We start from the raw sequence: 17,424 nt of genomic DNA on the forward strand, positions 1-17,424 counted from the left end.
GGGTTCAGGGGTGGGGTGCGTCAGCGCAGGAGGTAGATGACGCTGAAGAGCGCCACCCACACCACGTCGACGAAGTGCCAGTAGTAAGACGTGACGATCGCGGAGGTCGCTTCGTGGTGTCCGAACCGCTTCGCGGAGAAGGTCCGGCCGAGCAGGAACAGGAACGCGATGAGACCGCCGAGCACGTGGAGGCCGTGGAAGCCGGTGGCGAGGTAGAACACCGAGCCGTACGCGTTGGAGTGGATCGACAGGCCCTGCTCGACGAGGTCGGAGTACTCGGTGACCTGACCGGCGATGAAGATCGCGCCCATCACGTAGGTGACGGCGATCCACTCGACCATGCCCCACTGGCCGACCTGCCAGAGCTTGCCCGTACGCCGCGGCCGGAACCGCTCGGCGGCGTAGGTGCCGAGCTGGCAGGTGATCGACGAGAGCACGAGGATCGTCGTGTTGCCGGCGGAGAACCAGACGTTGAGCTTGTCGGCCTGGGCCGACCACTCGCTGGCCGGCATGACCGAGCGGGCGGTGAAGTACATCGCGAAGAGTCCCGCGAAGAACATCAGCTCGCTCGAGAGCCAGACGATGGTCCCGACCTGAACCGGGTTGGGCCGGTTGACGGTCACGTGGGTGTGGGGGTAGCCGTTGCGGTCGACACGGCTTCATTATGGCCGACGAGGGCGTGGTTTGGTTCACGAAGCGGCCGCGCGGGCGTGGTCGAATCTCACACTTCCTTGACATTCTGCGCTTCGTACCCGCACCTCATGACGGAAGTCGCGAAGGTGTCACCAAACGGGCGGCAGCGGGTCTCCCGAGGGCACGACCGGATCGCGGGACACCGGGGTCGGCGTGCGCCGTCGCTGGCATCATGGGGGCACGCGGGCGAGCCGCCCGCGTGCCGGCCCGTCGACGCCCTGCGCCGACCCCTGCGAGGAGACCTGCGTGACGACCCCACCCACGGTGCCCGCGGCCGCGGGCGCGCCGACCTGGCCCGCCCTGCTCCAGGCGCTCGTCGACCGCCGCGACCTCGCCGCCCACGAGACCGCGTGGGTCATGGACCAGGTGATGTCGGGCGAGGTGTCGGCGGCGCGGCTCGCGAGCTTCCTCGTGGGTCTGCGGGTCAAGGGCGAGACCGTCGACGAGCTCGCCGGCCTCGCGGACGCGATGCTCGCGCACGCACGCCGGTTCGAGGCGCCCGCGCCGTCGGTGGACATCGTCGGCACCGGCGGTGACCGCGCCCACACCGTGAACGTCTCCACCATGGCGGCGATCGTGGTCGCCGGGGCGGGAGTCCGCGTCGTGAAGCACGGCAACCGGGCCGCGACGTCGTCGTCGGGCTCCGCGGACGTGCTCGAGGCGCTGGGCGTCCGGCTCGACCTCGACGTGCCGCGCGTGGCCGAGCTCGCGACCGAGGTCGGCATCACGTTCTGCTTCGCGCAGGCGTTCCACCCGTCGTTCCGGCACGCGGCCGCGGCGCGCGGCGAGCTGCCGATCCCGACGGCGTTCAACTTCCTCGGCCCGCTGACCAACCCCGCGCAGCCGCGTGCCACCGCGATCGGCGTGGCCGACGCGCGGATGGCGCCCCTCGTCGCGGGCGTGCTCGCGTCGCGCGGGACCTCCGCGCTCGTGTTCCGCGGCGAGGACGGCCTCGACGAGCTCGCGGCCACCGCGCCGTCGCGCGTGTGGCTGGTCGACGGGGGCCAGGTCACCGAGCAGGTGCTCGACGCGGCCGACGAGCTGGGGCTGACCCGCATCACCGTCGCGGACCTGCGCGGCGCGAGCGCCGAGCACAACGCGGGCGTGGCCCGGCGCGTGCTGGGGAGAGACCGGCCCCGTGCGCGAGACCGTGCTGCTCAACGCGGCCGCCGCGCTCGTCGCGGACGGGTCCCAGCCCGGCACGGGCGAGGGGACGCTCGTCGAGCGCCTGCGCGCGGGCATGGACGTCGCCGCGCGGAGCGTCGACTCGGGCGCGGCCGCACAGCTCCTGGAGCGCTGGGTCGCGGCCTCGCGCCGCTAGCGGATCAGTCCTCGAGCCCGATCTCGAACGCCTGCTCGAGGTCGACCTGGGAGTACGCGCGGAACGCGAGCAGCGTCTCGGTTCGGACGACCCCGGGGACCTTGCTGATGCCGTCGGCGATGACGTCGGCGAGCTTGTCGTGGTCGCGCACGCGCACGATCGCGACCAGGTCCGCGCGTCCGGTCACCGAGTACACCTCGCTGACGCCGGCGAGGCCCGCGACCGCCTCGGCGACCTCGGGGATGACGTCGGGTGCGGTGTCGATGAGGACGATCGCGGTCAGCATGGGGCAGGCTCCTCGGGCTGGGCGGGCACCGGCGGTGCCGGTGTCTCGGGTGGCGGGGACGGATGGACCCCGTCGCCCAGATCGTAGGCCGACACGACCTGCGACGCCCGAGCCAGGTGGTGCGCCCTGCTGCCGAGGCGCACCGGCATGCTCAGCGGGTCGGTGACCTCGACGACCCGCACGCCCGGCTGGTCGAGCCACCCGAGCAGGAGCTCGGCCTCGTGGGGGTGTGCCGCGGGTGCGGGCGGCACCGGTGGATCCACGTGCTCCGCGGTGGCGACGAGCGCGCGGACGGCGGCGACGGCGTCGTCGGCGGGCGCGGTCCGGGCGGTCGCGGCCAGCCGGGCGTGCCGGACGACGGCGAGCTCCCACCCGCCGTCCGCGGGCCGGGCGGCGACGAGCTGGCGGCAGGCGGCGAGGGCCCGCAGGCGGGCGCCCCGCTCGACGCCCGTGCAGAACGCCTCGAGCCGCTCGGCGACGTGCTGCGCCTGCTCGTAGCGCTGCTGCGCCGACAGCGAGGCCATCCGCCGGGCCAGCGCCTCGACGACGGGCGAGGGGTCCTCGAGCAGCGCGCGCCGGACGTCGTCGACGGTCCGGGCGTACGGCGCGGCCGCCTCCGGGCGGGTGCACGGCGCGGCGCAGCGCCCGAGGTCCGCGAGCACGCACGACGCCGCGCCCGCGGCGGGCACGAGCGGGAGCCGGCGCGTGCAGGTGCGCAGCGCGAACGTGTCGGTCACCGCCTCGGCGGCGGCCTGCGCCTGGCTCTGCGACGCGAACGGCCCGACGTGCGCCGCCACGGTCCCGTCGGCCTCGGCCCGCACGTCGCGGACGACCGAGAGGCGGGGGTGCGGCTCGGCGGTCAGCCGCAGCCACGGCATGCGTTCGGGGTGCTTCGACCGCCGGTTGTAGCGGGGCTCGTGCTCGGCGATGAGGCGCAGCTCGCGCACGGACGCCTCGAACGCCGTCCCGCAGACCACGACCGACACGTTCGCCGCGAGCCGGACCATCTCGGTCATCCGGCGCCGCTTCTCCCCGGCCGTGAAGTACTGGCGGACGCGCGAGCGCAGGTTGCTCGACGTCCCCACGTACAGCACCTCGCCGTCGGGCGCGTGGAAGAGGTAGACGCCGGGAGCCTGCGGCAGGCCGTCGGCCAGGTGGCGCTTGCGCCGCACCTCCGGCGGCACGGGGTCGGTCGCGTTCTCGAGGTCCTCGAGGTGGGTGACGCCGAACGCCGCGTGCCGCTCGAGCAGGGCGTGCAGCACGTCGACGGTCGCGCGCGCGTCGGCCAGCGCCCGGTGCTCGGGCGTGACGCGTGCGTGGAACAGGTGCGCGAGGGTCGAGAGCTTGTGGTTGGGGGCCTCGTCCCGGGTGACGACGCGGCGCGCGAGCGCGACGGTGTCGACCACGGGGTAGCCCGGCCACTCGTACGCGCACGCCCGCGCGGCGGCGCGCAGGAACCCGACGTCGAACGGCGCGTTGTGCGCGACGAGCACCGAGCCGTGCGCGAACTCCAGGAAGCTCGGGAGCACGAGGTCGATCGTCGGGGCGGTCGCGACCATCGCGCTCGTGATCCCCGTCAGGCGCGCGATGAACGCGGGGATCGGGCGCCCGGGGTCGACGAGCGACTGGAACTCCCCGAGCACCTCCCCGCCGCGGACCTTGACGGCCCCGATCTCCGTGATGCCGCCCTCGCGGGCGGAGGCGCCCGTCGTCTCGAGGTCGACGACCACGAACGTCACGTCCTGCAGCGGGGTGCCGAGCTCGTCGAGCGTGGGCTGGTAGGCGACGGGCGGCTGGGGAGTCGTGCGGGGTGCGGTCGGCGTGGGGGTGCGTGCGGTGCCGGCCGTGGTGCCCGTCGTGCTCATGGCCGCGACGCTAGGCGCGGCCACCGACACCCGGCAGCCTGCCCGACGGCGGCCCGCTCAGAACCCGTGCTTGCCGGAGTCCGCGTACAGCGCGTCGATCTCGCCCGCGAAGTCCTTCAGGACCAGGAACCGCTTGACCCCGAGCTTGTTCGACAGGTAGGCGTTCTCCACCGTGAAGTCGGTGTCGAGGATCCGGAACTTGCGGATCGACTCGGCCCGTGACACGGCCTGGTTGGCGCGGTCGACGGCCTGCTGCAGGGCGGCCAGCACGTCGGGGTCCGTGGCCGCCTGCTCGACCGTCAGCTCGGGCTTGCCGTGCACAGCGAGCCAGCCGGGCAGCGCCTCGGCGTCGAGCGTGATCAGGGCGCCCACGAACGGGCGGGCGTCGCCGACGACGACGCACTGGGACACCAGGGCGTGCGCCCGCACCCGGTCCTCGAGCACGGCCGGGGCGACGTTCTTGCCGCCCGCGGTGACGATGATCTCCTTCTTGCGGCCGGTGATCGTGAGCATGCCGTCGCCGTCGAGCGCGCCGAGGTCGCCCGTGCGGAACCAGCCGTCGTCGAAGGCCTCGCGGGTCGCCTGGTCGTTGCCGTGGTAGCCGCGGAAGACGCCCGGACCGCGGACCAGCACCTCGCCGTCGTCGGCGATGCGGACCGCCGAGCCGGGCAGCGGCGGGCCGACGGTCCCGATCACGACGTGGCCGGGCACGTTCACGGTGACGGGCGCGGTGGTCTCGGTCAGGCCGTAGCCCTCGAGGACGGTCACCCCGACCGACCGGAAGAAGTGGCCCAGGCGCTCGCCGAGCGGCGCGCCGCCCGAGATCGCCCACTGGGTGTCGCCGCCGAGCGCCGTGCGCAGCCGGCGCAGCACGAGCGCGTCGGCGAGCCGGTGCCGGGCACGCAGCACCGGGCCGGGGCCACGCCGCGAGTCCAGGGCGCGCGACCAGCGGATCCCGGACGCGACCGCCCAGTGGAAGATCTTCACGCGGCCCTGCTCGGCGGCGCGCTGCTCGCTCGAGTTGTAGACCTTCTCGAACACGCGCGGGACCGCGAGCAGGAACGTCGGGCGGAACGAGGCGAGGTCGTCGAGCAGGGTCGCGGTGCTCGACGCGTGCGCGAGCACCGAGCCGGCGGGCACGACCACGACCGAGATGAACCGCGCGAACACGTGCGCCATCGGCATGAACAGCAGCGTCCGCGAGCTGCCCGCGAGCACCTCGTGCATCTTCGCGATCGCGTTGGCGCACAGGTCGACGAAGTTGCCGTGCGTGAGCTCGACGCCCTTCGGGTTCCCCGTGGTGCCGGACGTGTAGATGACGGTCGCCACGTCGGCGAGCGTCGCGAGAGACCGGCGGCGCGCGATCTCCGCGTCGGCCACCGTGGCACCCTGCGCCTCCAGGGAGCCGAGCGCGTCCTGCGAGAGCGCCAGGACGTCGTCGAGCGTGGGCACCTCGGACCGGAACGCCGCGACCGCGGCCGCCATCGCGTCGTCCTCGACCACGAGCAGCCGGACGTGCGCGTCCTCGCACGACCAGCGCACCTGCTCCGCGCTCGACGTCTCGTACAGCGGGACGGGCACCAGCCCCGCGGCCCAGCAGGCCCAGTCCAGGACGGACCACTCGAGGCTCGTGTGCGCCATGATCCCCACGTGGTCGCCCGGCGCGAGCCCCCGCGCGACGAGGCCCTTCGCGACCCGCACCACCCGGGCGTCGAAGTCGCGCGCGGTCACGGGGCGCCAGCCGCCCGCGCCGTCGCGCTCCTCGAACAGCGCGCCGTCGGGCCGCTGCGCCACACGCTGCGCCAGGAACGCATTGAGGTTGGACGTCGGGTCGACCTCGACCAGACGGGGGTGCTGGACTCGGGCATCGGGCTCCCATCGCCGGACGCCTGCGTCGGCGCCTGCTCGCGGTCACGAGACGTCGGGAAGTCTACTGGCCGGCGGCCCGCCGCTCCCGGACGGCGGACGGGCTCGTCCCCGGGCCCCGCCGGGGGATAGCCTGCTCGCGGCGTCGTCCCGGGCCGGCTCTCGCCGGCCCCGTCCGGACCCACGACGCCGCCCCACCCGTTCACCACCGGACCAGCAGGCCCGGCCCGCACCGTGAGGACACCTGAGGACACCATGTACGCAGTCGGGGTCGACATCGGAGGCACCAAGATCGCCGCGGGCGTCGTGGACGAGGACGGTGCGATCGTCGCCAAGACGCGCCGCAGCACCTCGCCCGACGACGTCGCGAGCATCGACCGCGCGATCGCGGAGGTGTACGAGGAGTTCCGCGGGGACTACGAGATCGGTGCCATCGGGGTCGCGGCCGCCGGCTTCGTGAGCAACGACCGCACCACCGTCCTCTTCGCCCCGAACATCGCCTGGCGCGACTACCCCGTGGGCGACAAGGTCCGCGCGCTCATCGGGGACGACGTCCGCGTCGTCGTCGAGAACGACGCCAACGCCGCAGGCTGGGGCGAGTTCCGGTTCGGGTCCGCGAAGGACGCGACCGACATGCTCATGCTCACGCTCGGCACCGGGCTGGGCGGCGCGGTCGTCGTCGACGGGCGCCTCGTGCGCGGCCGCTGGGGCGTGGCCACCGAGGTCGGCCACATGCGCGTCGTGCCCGGCGGTCACTACTGCGGCTGCGGCCACCAGGGCTGCTGGGAGCAGTACGCCTCGGGCTCGGCCCTCGTGCGCGACGCGCGGGCCGCGGCCGTCGCGATGCCGGACCGCGCCGCCACGCTGCTCGCGCTCGCGGGCGGCGACCCCGAGAAGATCACCGGGCCGCACGTCACGAGCGCAGCGCAGGCGGGCGACGCGCTGGCCCGCGAGCTGTTCGCCGAGCTCGGCCGCTGGGTCGGCGAGGGCTCGGCCTCGGTCGCGGCGCTGCTCGACCCGGAGCTCATCGTCCTCGGGGGCGGCGTGGCGGACGCGGGCGAGCTGCTGTTCCCGTCCGTGCGCGCGGGCTTCGAGCGCGAGCTGTCGGCGCGCGGCCACCGGCCCGAGGCCCGGATCGTCGCGGCCGCGCTGGGCAACGACGCGGGCATGGTGGGCGCCGCGGACCTCGCGCGCGTGGAGTGAGCCTCCCGGCCCACGAAGGCCCGGGTGGCGTCAGACGACGGCACCCGGGTCGTCGTCGTCCTCGTCGCGGTGGTGCGGCATCCGCCAGACCAGGATGCCGAGACCGGCCAGGAACGCCGCCCCGGCGACCTGCCCGACGAGCGCCGGGAACGGCCGCACCAGCACGAGCAGCACGAGCACGAGAAGCGGCGCGACGCCGACCAGCCCCCACGCGAGGTTGAGGAGCGGGTCGTGGCCCAGCACCGGCGGCGGCTCCGGGGGACGAAGTGCGACTCCTGCTCCTCGAGGTCCTCGACGTCCGGGCTCACGGGCCAGTCGCGCGGGCGGGCCGGCTGCACCCAGGGCGCGACCTCGATCGCGCGCGCCGGTGCGTCGGTGCCTGCCTCGGGGGCCGCGGTCGAGGCCGGGTCTGCGGGATCGTCGGGGGCCGTGCCCGCGGACGGCGTCTCGAGGTCCGCGACGAGCGACTTCCACTGCTCCTCGGCCCAGGCGTCCGTCCAGCCCGACTCGTCGGGGCGCGGGCTGCCCTTGCCCCCGTGCTCCCCGGGACCTCCGGGCACGCCCGGGTCGCGTGCGCCGTCGTCGGGCACGGGCCCCGCGTTGGGATCGACCATGGAACCACTCTATTGTCAGGAGCACGCCGGGGGAGTACCGCGGCTCCCGGGGAGGAGAGACGGTGTTCTACTGGCTGATGAAGATGATCGTCGGGCCGGTGCTGCGACTCGCGTTCCGGCCCTGGTCGCGCGGCGCGCACCACGTGCCCCAGCAGGGGCCGGCGATCCTCGCCAGCAACCACCTCGCCGTGATCGACTCGTTCGTCCTGCCGCTCACCGTGCCCCGCAAGGTGCAGTTCCTCGGCAAGTCCGACTACTTCACCGGCTCCGGCCTCAAGGGCCGCCTGACCGCGGGCTTCATGAAGGGCGTCGGGACCGTGCCCGTCGACCGCAGCGGCGGCCGGGCCTCCGAGGCCGCCCTGCGCACCGGCCTGCGCCTCCTCGGGGAGGACGAGCTCCTCGGCATCTACCCCGAGGGCACCCGCAGCCCCGACGGCCGCCTCTACCGCGGCAAGACGGGCGTCGCGCGCCTCGCGCTCGAGTCGGGCGCGCCCGTGATCCCGGTCGCCATGATCGGGTCCGACGTCGCGCAGCCGCTCGGCAAGACCATCCCGCGACCCAAGCGGATCGGCGTCGTGTACGGCGAGCCGCTCGACTTCAGCCGCTACAAGGGCATGGAGGAGGACCGCTTCATCCTGCGGTCCGTGACCGACGAGATCACCTACGCGATCATGTCGCTGTCCGGGCAGGAGTACGTCGACATCTACGCTGCGACCGCGAAGGCGCGTCTCGCGCAGGGGGTACCGATCGACGCGGACGGCGCGACCGCCGTCGGCGCGCCGGGCGGACGCCCCATCCCGGACGTCGTCCTGCCCACCCCGCCCGCCGATGACGGGGAAGGGGAGGAGGCCCCCGAGGCGGACGCCGAGACCGCCGCCACGCCCACCGAGGACGACCGGCCCGCGGACGACGGGCCGCACCCCCGTCGTCGTCAGTAGACTGACCGCGACCCGGGCCGGCGGCCGTCCCGGACCTCGTCGGCCGCGGGTTCGCCGCGACCGGGAGCGTCCGGCGTCCGCGTGAGGGCTGCGCATCGTCCGCGCACCGCACGCGAGCAGCACCGGCCCCAGTACCACCGGTGCGAGGGCGACCACCCTCGCGCCCCAACGAGAGGTTGATCGCATGTCGGTCCGTCGCGTCGCCCTGCTCACCGCGGGTGGCTTCGCCCCGTGCCTTTCCTCGGCCGTCGGTGGCCTCATCGAGCGTTACACCGAGCTCGACCCCGAGATCGAGATCATCGCCTACCAGTACGGCTACCACGGCCTGCTGACCGGCACGAAGGTCGTCGTCGACGCGGAGACGCGCGCCAAGGCCGGGATCCTGCACCGCTTCGGCGGGTCGCCGATCGGCAACTCGCGCGTCAAGCTCACGAACGCCGCCGACTGCGTCAAGCGCGGCCTCGTCCAGGAGGGTCAGGACCCGCTCAAGGTCGCGGCCGAGCAGCTCAAGGCCGACGGCGTCGACGTCCTGCACACGATCGGCGGCGACGACACCAACACGACCGCAGCCGACCTCGCGGCCTACCTCGAGGAGAACGGCTACCACCTGACCGTCGTCGGGCTCCCCAAGACGATCGACAACGACGTCGTCCCGATCAAGCAGTCCCTCGGTGCGTGGACCGCGGCCGAGGAGGCCGCTGGCTTCGCCGCGAACATCATCGGCGAGCACCGCAGCGGGCCCCGCATGCTCATCGTCCACGAGGTCATGGGCCGGCACTGCGGCTGGCTCACGGCCGCGGCGGCGCGCAAGTACCGCGAGTGGCTCGACCTGCAGGAGTGGGTCCCCTCGATCGGCCTCAGCAAGGAGCGCTGGGACGTCCACGCCGTGTTCCTGCCCGAGCTGGCCCTCGACATCGACGGGGAGGCCGAGCGCCTCAAGGCGATCATGGACGAGCAGGGGAACGTCAACATCTTCCTGTCCGAGGGCGCCGGCATGCACGAGATCGTCGCGCAGCTCGAGGCTGCGGGGAGACCGTCGAGCGTGACCCGTTCGGGCACGTCAAGCTCGACACCATCAACCCCGGCCAGTGGTTCGCCAAGCAGTTCGCCGAGAAGCTCGGCGCCGAGAAGGTCATGGTCCAGAAGTCCGGCTACTACTCGCGCGCCGCGGCCGCGAACGCCGAGGACCTGCGCCTGATCAAGTCCATGACCGACCTCGCCGTCGAGTGCGCCCTGCGCGGCGACTCGGGCGTCATCGGGCACGACGAGGAGGACGGCGACCGCCTCAAGGCCATCGCGTTCCCGCGCATCGCCGGCGGCAAGCCGTTCGACGTGTCGCAGCGCTGGTTCGGCGACCTCCTCGCCGGCATCGGCCAGCCCCTGGTCACGGCGCAGGCATGAGCGTCGGCGTGCTCCCCGGCGTCGGGCTCGAGTCGCTCGACGCGTACCGCGCCAAGGTCGCGCTCCAGCAGCCGACGTGGCCCGACGCCGGGGCGCTCGCCGCAGCCACCGACGAGCTCGCCGCCGCGGCACCCTCGTGGTGCCCGCCGCCGCCGACCGGGCGCGCGAGCGTCTCGCGGCCGCGGCGCGCGGCGAGGCGTTCCTGCTCCAGGGTGGCGACTGCGCCGAGTCGTTCGCCGAGGCGGGTGCCCTGCGCATCCGCAACAAGGTCCGCACGATCCTCCAGATGGCGGTCGTGCTGACGTACGGCGCATCGATGCCCGTCGTGAAGATGGGGCGCATGGCCGGCCAGTACGCCAAGCCGCGCAGCTCCGACAGCGAGACGCGCGACGGCGTGACCCTGCCCGCGTACCGCGGTGACATGGTCAACGCCCACGCGTTCACGCCCGAGTCGCGCATCCCCGACCCGGCGCGGCTCGTGCAGGCGTACCGGATCTCCGGTGCGACCGTCAACGTCGTGCAGGCCCTCGCCGAGGGCGGGTTCGCCGACCTGCGGCGCGTGCACGAGTGGAACCAGGGGTTCATGCGCAACCCCGCGTACGCGCGCTACGAGTCGACGGCCGCCGAGATCGACCGGGCGATCCGGTTCATGGCCGCGTGCGGCGCCGACTTCGAGGCGCTGCGGACCGTCGAGTTCTTCGTCGCCCACGAGGCCCTGCTCCTCGACTACGAGCGCGCCCTGTCCCGGCTCGACCCGCGCACCGGCGCCGCGTACGACACGTCCGCCCACTTCTTGTGGATCGGGGAGCGCACCCGCCAGCTCGACGGCGCCCATGTCGACTTCCTGTCCCGCGTCGCCAACCCCGTCGGGGTCAAGCTCGGCCCGACGACGCAGCCCGAGGACGCCATCGCCCTCATCGACCGGCTCAACCCGGCCGGCGTGCCCGGACGGCTCACGTTCGTCGCGCGCATGGGCGCCGGGAAGGTCCGCGACGCCCTCCCGCCCCTCGTCGACGCAGTGCGCGCCGACGGGCGGCCGGTCGTGTGGGTCACCGACCCCATGCACGGCAACACGATCACCAGCGAGTCCGGGTACAAGACCCGGCGGTTCGCCGACGTCCTCGACGAGGTCTCCGGGTTCTTCGAGGTGCACCGCTCGCTCGGCACCGTCCCCGGCGGCCTGCACGTCGAGCTCACCGGTGACGACGTCACCGAGGTGCTGGGCGGGAGCGAGGAGATCGACGACGCCGGGCTCGCGCGCCGGTACGAGACGCTCGTCGACCCGCGGCTCAACCACCAGCAGTCGTTGGAGCTGGCGTTCCGGGTCGTGGAGATGCTGCGCCGCTGAGCCTTGTGTGGCTCGGTCGTACCCCAGACGCCGCCGAGTCGGTGCGAATCGCTCGAGTCAGCGTGAACTACCCGCTGACTCGGACGAAACGCGCTGGCTCGCGATGAAGAAGGGACGACGACGGACCGGGCGGCCCCTGGAACCCGGCCACGGCGCCCGACGACGGGCCGGGCGCCTGGCGACGACCGTCTCAGAAGACGGTCAACGAGACCGTCGAGCCCTTCGGGGCCTTCTTCTTGCCGTCGGGGTCCTGGAACCGCACGGTGTCGAGGACGCCGCCGAGGAACTTGTTGACCTTGACCTTGAAGCCCTTGGCCTCGAGCAGCTTCTTCGCCTCGGCCGTGTGCTTGCCGGTCACGGACGGCACGACCACCATCTCGGGACCCCGGGAGACGGTGAGCTGGACGGTGTCGCCACGGTGCAGGGTCGTGGACTGCTGCGGGTCCTGGCTGATGACGGTACCTTCGGGGACCTCGTCCGAGTACTGCTTCGTCACCTGGGGGACCAGCCCGGAGCTCTTCAGGGTGTCGACGGCGTCGTCCTGGTCGCTGCCCTTGACCTGGGGCACGGTGACGGGCGCGGGCCCGTCGGAGACGACGACCGTGATGGGGCTGTTGTGGGGCACGGAGGTGCCGGGGTCGACGGACACGGAGATGACGTGTCCGGCCGGGACCTTGTCGGAGTAGTCCTGGGTGGGAGTGGGGACCGCGTCGAACCCGTTCTTCTTGAGGCTCGCGAGCGCGGCGTCCTTCGTCTCGCCGACGAGGCCCGCCGGCACGGTGTGGTTCTCCACGCCCTTGGAGACGGTGACCTCGACGGTCCCGTCCTTGCGGATCTTGTCGCCTTCGCTGGGGTCGACGCTCACGACGTCGCCGTCGGGCACGACGTCGTCGAACGCCTCGGTCTGGTGGGCGCGCAGGCCGACGGACGCGAGGGCGGTGTCGGCGTCCTTGGCGCTCGTCCCGACGATGCCGGTGGGGACGACGGCGAACGCACCGGGGCCGGAGCTCATCCACCAGGTCCAGAACCCGAACACCCCGACGACGGCGAGCACGAGGACGACGGCCCACACCCAGCGGCGCCGCCGCCTCTTGCGCCTGCGGGCGACGTCGTGCGCGGGGACGACGGGATCGGTGAGGACGGGAAGCTCGCCGCGCGTCGTGCCGGCGCCCAGCTTGTCGCGGGTGAGGACGCGGGTGCCGGTGCCGAGGTTGCCGAACACCGCGGTGGGGATGGCGTCGAGGATCCTTCGTCGACGTCGTCGCCATCGGGCGCGTCGCCTGCGTCCTCCTTCGACGTGGCTTCCCCGGGCTCGTCGGCGGAGTCGACGTCCGGACCGGTGGTCGTTCCGGCGTCGGCGGGTGCCCTGCCCGACGGTGCGGCGCCGACGGGACCGGACGGCCCCTCGTCCGCGGCCGCCGCGGGCGGGTCGGCCCGGCGCTCGAGGTCGGCGTCGGACAGCATCCGCCGCGTCTGCCGGACGAGCGCGAGCGCGGCGGCAGCGTCGCGGGGGCGGTCGTCGGGGTCGCGGGCTGCGAGCGAGCAGACCAGCTCGTCGACCTCGATCGGCATCCACCACGCGCTTCGCGACGGGGCGGGGATGTCGGAGTTGACATGCTCGAACGCGACCTGGATCGGGGTGGACCCCGTGTGCGGGTGCTTGCCGAGCAGCATCTCGTAGGCGAGCACGCCGACCGAGTAGACGTCGGTGCGGGCGTCGCAGCGGCCCGTCGTGATGACCTCGGGGCTGAGGTAGGCGACCGTGCCGAGGACGGTGCCGGTCGCGGTGGCGGCGACCTCGGTCACGGCGCGCGCGAGGCCGAAGTCGGCGAGCTTGACGTGCTCGTCCTCGGTGAGCAGCACGTTCTCGGGCTTGATGTCACGGTGGACCAGGCCCGCGCGGTGCGCCGCGGCGAGCGAGTCGAGGATCTCCTCGAGGAGCCGGAGGGTCTCGCCGAGGCTGAGCGTCCGCTCGTCGCGCAGGCGCGCCCGCAGGTTGGTGCCCGGGACGTACTCCATCGTGAGGTAGCTGGTCTCGCCGTCGAAGCCCTGGTCGTACACGCCGACGAGGCCGGGGTGGGTCAGCCGGGCAGCCGCGCGGGCCTCGCGCCGGAACCGCGAGACGAACTCGGCCCCCTCGACGCCGTCGACGAGGTGCGCGTGCATGATCTTGAGCGCGACGTTCCGGTCGAGGCGCCGGTCGACCGCGAGGTACACGGTCGCCATGCCGCCGCGGGCGATCCGGGACACGACCTCGTAGCGCCCGTCGACGAGGGTGCCGACGAACGGGTCGGAGGTCGTGGTTGCCACGGTGGAAGTCTACGGACCCGTAGGGCTGCTGTGTCGCATCCTCGCTGCACCGGGCGGCGAGTCTCACCCGGTCGTTACGCTTCCTCCGTGACCGAGCAGCAGCCAGACCAGGCACAGACCGACGTCCGCACGCCCGACGACACCGAGTGGCTCACGATCCCCGACGTCGCCGAGCGCCTCGACCTCGACGTCGTCCGGGTCCGCCAGCTCCTGCGCGAGCGCAAGCTCGTGGCGGTGCGCCGTGGCGAACGCAGCGTCCTCCACGTCCCCGCGGCGCTCCTCGTGGAGCTCGAGGGCCGACTGCAGCCCATCCCGGCCCTGCACGGCACGATCGTCCTGCTCGACGACGCCCGGTTCACTGACGACGAGATCGTCGAGTGGCTGTTCGCGCCCGAGGAGACGCTGAACGGGCTCGCCCCCGTCGAGGCGCTGCGCGCGGGCCAGCGGGCCGCGGTGCGGCGCGTCGCGCAGGGCCTGGGCTGAGCCCGGGCGGCGCCGTCAGGCGTCGCGCTCGACGAGGCCGCGCGCGAGCGCGAGGAGCATCGACCGCCCCGGCTCGACGAGGGCGTCCGACTCGAGCGAGGCGAGCGCCCCGTCCGCGAGCTCGTCGATGAGCGCCTCGATCGCCGCGACCGCCCCGGACCGGACGAGCGCCTCGCGGACGCCATCCACCTCGCCTGCGGTGAGGTCGGCCCGTCCCAGCGCGGACTGCACGAGCTCGCGGTCGTCGTCGGCGGCCGTGGCCAGGGCTCGCGCGACGAGGACCGTGCGCTTGCCCTCCCGCAGGTCGTCGCCCGCGGGCTTGCCCGTGCGCTCCGGGTCCCCGAACACGCCCAGCAGGTCGTCGCGGAGCTGGAACGCCTCGCCGAGCGGAAGCCCGTACGACGACGCCGCCGTGAGCGCGTCCGCACCGGCGCCCGCGAGCGCCGCGCCCAGCAGCAGGGGGTGCTCGACCGAGTAGCGCGCCGTCTTCGCGCGGATCACGGTGCGGGCGCGCTCCTCGTCCGCGGCCGGGTCGGCACCCCACGCGACCGCCTGGGCGTGCACGTCGAGGAACTGGCCGGTCGTGACGGCCAGCTCCATGTCGTCGAACAGGTCGCGCACGAGGTCCGCCGTCGCGCGGTCGAGCGGGGCGGTCGCACGGCCCAGCACGCGCCCGGCGAGGACGAGCGCCAGGTCGCCGAGCAGGATCGCGACGGACTCCCCGTAGCGGGCGGCGTCGCCCGACCAGCCGTGCTCCCGGTGCCGGGCCGTGTGCACGACGTGCGCGGCGGGCAGCCCGCGCCGCGTCGCCGAGGCGTCCATGACGTCGTCGTGGAACAGGGCGGCGGCCTGGAAGAGCTCGAGCGCCGCGCCGACGGTCAGCGCCGCCTCGCGCCCCGGCTCCCCGTCGCCGCCGTGCGCGCGCCACGACCAGTAGCACAAGGCCGCGCGGAGCCGCTTGCCGCCCGACAGCATCGCGTCGAGCGAGTCCGCGAGGGTCTCCGCGTCCGGGCTCACGGCGCGGAGCCGCTCCCGCTCGGCGTCGAGGGTGGCGCGCAGGACGCCGTCGACGCCGCGGCGCACGTCCTCCTGGTCGACGAGGACGGCGGAGGGGGCATGGCGCGATCCTATCGGCCGGTGCTGGTCGCACCCTTCGTGGTCGTGCCCGTCCCGCTGGGGGCCGTGGACGCCGTCGACCCCGGCTTCTTCGACTTCGGCTTCGGCGCGGGCACCTGCCCCGAGACCGTCACGAGGGACGTGCCGTGCTCGGACACCACCGCGACCTGCACGAAGTCGGCGAGCTCCGTCGACCCGACCTTCGTGCCGGCGCTCGCGGTCGCGGACGTGCGGCGGTAGGTGGCGCCGTCGTCGGCCCCTTCGGCTTGCCGGAGGCACGCGTGAAGCCGGCCTTCTTCCAGGCCTTGGTGTAGGTCGTGACGATGGTGGCGGGCTTGGCCGTGGTGCTCAGGCTCAGCGAGAACTGCACGTGGGCGCCGTCGGTGCTGCGCTCGGCCGAGCTCGACAGGACCGTCGCGCCGTCGGGCACGGGGGCGAGGCTCGCCGGCAGGTCCGGCGCGAGCGCGCCGGCCGTGGACCCGGCGGCGAACGTGGGGAGCGTGGTGGCCGCGGTCGACGGCGCGGCGGTGCTCGCGACCGCCGGGTCGTCCCGCAGCGAGCCGACCTTCCAGACGACGCCCACCACGACGGCGGCGAGGACGACGGCGAACAGGACCCGGGCCGCGCGGTGCGGGGAGGTCGTGCGGCGTCGGGCGCTGCGGGAGGGGACGGAGGAGTCGTTCACGCGCCCCACCGTACCGAGCCCACGGAGCGGCCCGGGCACACCGGACGAGGACCGACCACAGGCCACGGCCGTTCCCACAGGGAAAACGTGATCGGCCGGCGGGGCGTCAGCGGCCCTGGGATGGGCACATGGACACACCGCTGCTGGCCACCCGCCCCGCCGACCTCCTCGCCTACGTCCCCTACCGGTTGGGCTACCGCCCCCGCGACAGCGTGGTGGTCCTGAGCCTGCGGCCGCCCCGCGGGGCCGTGGGCCTCGTCGCGCGTTCCGACGTCGGCGACCTGCTCTCCGAGCGGGGAGGCGCCGCCCTCGCCCGGGCGGTCGCCACGCACGTCCTGCGCGACGGGCCGCGCGAGGTGGTCCTCGTCGCGTACGGCGACGACGAGACGGCGTCCCTGGACGCGGCCGCGGTCCTGGCCGATGCTCTCGCCGTGACGGGACCGGGCGTCCCCGTGGCCGCGCGGTGGCACGTGACGTCGACCGGGTACCGGGGCCTCGGGTGCGCCGACCCGGAGTGCTGCCCGGTCGCCGGGCACCCGCTGACCGACCTCGACGCGAGCCCCGTCGCGGCCGACCTCGTGTACGCGGGGGTCTCCGTGGCGGCGTCGCGCGAGGAGGCGTACGCGCTCGCGCCGGTGGATCCCGCCCGCCGGGCCTCGGCGCTGCGGGCCGCGCGGCGCTGGGCACGCCGGCGCGAGGAGCTCGGCGTCCGCGCCTGGCGCCGCGCCTCGCTGCGCGCGTGGCGCGACGTCCACGCGGCCGTCGCAGCGGCCGACCCGCTCGCCCGGGCCGACGGCACCCGCCGCGGCCCCGCCCAGGTCGCCGCGGCGCACGTGGGCCGGGTGGCCGGGGCGCTCACCGACCCGATCGTGCGCGACGCGGTCCTCCTGACCCTGCTCCCCACGGGCGACCCGGCCCTGCCCGACCGGATGATCGACGCCGCGTCGACGGGCGTCGGGATCGAGGCGCTCGAGGAGGCCGCCTCGGCCGTGACCCTGCTCGTCGACCCCGACCGCGGCGTCGCCCCGGACGTCGACGAGGCCAGGGTGGCGCGGGTCGCTGCCGAGCTCGTCGCGAGCCACGCGCGCGGCGACGGCCACGCCTACGCGCTCGGTCTCGCCGCGGCCCTGGCGTGGTGGGTGGGGGACGGCGGGCTCGCGGGCGCGCGCGCCGAGCGTGCGCTCGAGGTCGGACCCGATCACGGGCTCGCGCGGCTCGTCGCCGATGCGCTCGACCGCGGTCTCGGTCCGGGGTGGGCCCGGGCAGGCCATCTGGCGTTCCGGTAGCGTCTACCC

Annotated in this window: 13 protein-coding genes and 3 pseudogenes; 7 read left to right on the forward strand and 9 right to left on the reverse strand. The window is 74.3% G+C overall.

Annotation, left to right across the window (positions count from 1 at the left end):
- Window positions 1-20 precede the first annotated feature (20 nt).
- Window positions 21-623, reverse strand: coding sequence for an aa3-type cytochrome oxidase subunit III (gene ctaE, locus QQK45_RS16600; protein ID WP_348525262.1), 603 nt, complete (start codon window positions 621-623; stop codon window positions 21-23).
- 316 nt (window positions 624-939) lie between these two features.
- Between ctaE and trpD the strand changes: the two are divergent.
- Window positions 940-2,014 (forward strand): annotated as a pseudogene (gene trpD, locus QQK45_RS16605) (anthranilate phosphoribosyltransferase).
- 4 nt (window positions 2,015-2,018) lie between these two features.
- On the opposite strand, the gene QQK45_RS16610 reads toward trpD, so the two are convergent.
- The 3 genes from QQK45_RS16610 to QQK45_RS16620 are packed head-to-tail and all read right to left on the reverse strand — an operon-like array spanning window position 2,019 to window position 5,959.
- Window positions 2,019-2,300, reverse strand: a complete 282-nt coding sequence (locus tag QQK45_RS16610) for an Lrp/AsnC family transcriptional regulator (protein WP_284294208.1) — start codon at window positions 2,298-2,300, stop codon at window positions 2,019-2,021.
- Window positions 2,294-4,165, reverse strand: coding sequence for a DEDD exonuclease domain-containing protein (locus QQK45_RS16615; RefSeq protein ID WP_284294209.1), 1,872 nt, complete (start codon window positions 4,163-4,165; stop codon window positions 2,294-2,296). Before QQK45_RS16615 ends, QQK45_RS16610 begins: the two co-directional genes overlap by 7 nt.
- 57 nt (window positions 4,166-4,222) lie before the next feature.
- Window positions 4,223-5,959, reverse strand: a complete 1,737-nt coding sequence (locus QQK45_RS16620; RefSeq protein WP_284294210.1) for an AMP-dependent synthetase/ligase — start codon at window positions 5,957-5,959, stop codon at window positions 4,223-4,225.
- Between the two features lie 327 nt (window positions 5,960-6,286).
- Here QQK45_RS16620 and QQK45_RS16625 point away from each other — a divergent pair, with 327 nt between their 5' ends.
- On the forward strand, window positions 6,287-7,234 hold the full coding sequence (locus QQK45_RS16625) for an ROK family glucokinase (protein ID WP_284294211.1): 948 nt from the start codon (window positions 6,287-6,289) through the stop codon (window positions 7,232-7,234).
- A 30-nt stretch (window positions 7,235-7,264) separates the two neighbouring features.
- On the opposite strand, the gene QQK45_RS16630 is transcribed toward QQK45_RS16625, so the two are convergent.
- Window positions 7,265-7,477, reverse strand: coding sequence for a hypothetical protein (locus QQK45_RS16630; RefSeq protein WP_284294212.1), 213 nt, complete (start codon window positions 7,475-7,477; stop codon window positions 7,265-7,267).
- A gap of 433 nt (window positions 7,478-7,910) precedes the next feature.
- Here QQK45_RS16630 and QQK45_RS16635 point away from each other — a divergent pair, with 433 nt between their 5' ends.
- The 3 genes and pseudogenes from QQK45_RS16635 to QQK45_RS16645 all read left to right on the forward strand — a co-directional run bounded on the left by QQK45_RS16635 (window position 7,911) and on the right by QQK45_RS16645 (window position 11,535).
- On the forward strand, window positions 7,911-8,786 hold the full coding sequence (locus tag QQK45_RS16635; RefSeq protein WP_284294213.1) for a lysophospholipid acyltransferase family protein: 876 nt from the start codon (window positions 7,911-7,913) through the stop codon (window positions 8,784-8,786).
- 184 nt (window positions 8,787-8,970) lie between these two features.
- A pseudogene (locus QQK45_RS16640) lies at window positions 8,971-10,187 on the forward strand (pyrophosphate--fructose-6-phosphate 1-phosphotransferase).
- Window positions 10,184-11,535, forward strand: a pseudogene (locus QQK45_RS16645) (class II 3-deoxy-7-phosphoheptulonate synthase). Before QQK45_RS16640 ends, QQK45_RS16645 begins: the two co-directional pseudogenes overlap by 4 nt.
- Window positions 11,536-11,725: 190 nt before the next feature.
- Here QQK45_RS16645 and QQK45_RS16650 read toward each other — a convergent pair.
- Both QQK45_RS16650 and QQK45_RS16655 read right to left on the reverse strand, forming a co-directional pair.
- Complete coding sequence (locus QQK45_RS16650; protein WP_284294214.1) at window positions 11,726-12,607, reverse strand: PASTA domain-containing protein; 882 nt, start codon at window positions 12,605-12,607, stop codon at window positions 11,726-11,728.
- Window positions 12,544-13,845 carry a protein kinase domain-containing protein gene (locus tag QQK45_RS16655; RefSeq protein WP_284294215.1) on the reverse strand — a complete coding sequence of 434 codons (1,302 nt, stop codon included), beginning with the start codon at window positions 13,843-13,845 and terminating at the stop codon, window positions 12,544-12,546. The genes QQK45_RS16650 and QQK45_RS16655 overlap by 64 nt, the downstream gene beginning before the upstream one ends.
- A gap of 87 nt (window positions 13,846-13,932) precedes the next feature.
- Between QQK45_RS16655 and QQK45_RS16660 the strand changes: the two genes are divergently transcribed.
- A complete protein-coding gene (locus tag QQK45_RS16660) occupies window positions 13,933-14,328 on the forward strand; it encodes an Rv2175c family DNA-binding protein (RefSeq protein WP_284294216.1) in 396 nt (131 codons plus the stop codon).
- A gap of 15 nt (window positions 14,329-14,343) precedes the next feature.
- On the opposite strand, the gene QQK45_RS16665 is transcribed toward QQK45_RS16660, so the two are convergent.
- Together QQK45_RS16665 and QQK45_RS16670 are read right to left on the reverse strand one after the other, a co-directional pair.
- Window positions 14,344-15,411: a polyprenyl synthetase family protein gene (locus QQK45_RS16665; protein WP_284294217.1), complete on the reverse strand. Its 1,068-nt coding sequence runs from the start codon at window positions 15,409-15,411 to the stop codon at window positions 14,344-14,346.
- Between the two features lie 163 nt (window positions 15,412-15,574).
- Window positions 15,575-16,129, reverse strand: coding sequence for a hypothetical protein (locus QQK45_RS16670; RefSeq protein ID WP_284294218.1), 555 nt, complete (start codon window positions 16,127-16,129; stop codon window positions 15,575-15,577).
- Between the two features lie 128 nt (window positions 16,130-16,257).
- Here QQK45_RS16670 and QQK45_RS16675 point away from each other — a divergent pair, with 128 nt between their 5' ends.
- On the forward strand, window positions 16,258-17,415 hold the full coding sequence (locus tag QQK45_RS16675) for a DUF4192 domain-containing protein (RefSeq protein ID WP_284294219.1): 1,158 nt from the start codon (window positions 16,258-16,260) through the stop codon (window positions 17,413-17,415).
- Window positions 17,416-17,424 lie beyond the last annotated feature (9 nt).

The sequence above is a fragment of the Luteimicrobium album genome (assembly GCF_030161555.1).
Lineage (GTDB): Bacteria > Actinomycetota > Actinomycetes > Actinomycetales > Cellulomonadaceae > Luteimicrobium > Luteimicrobium album.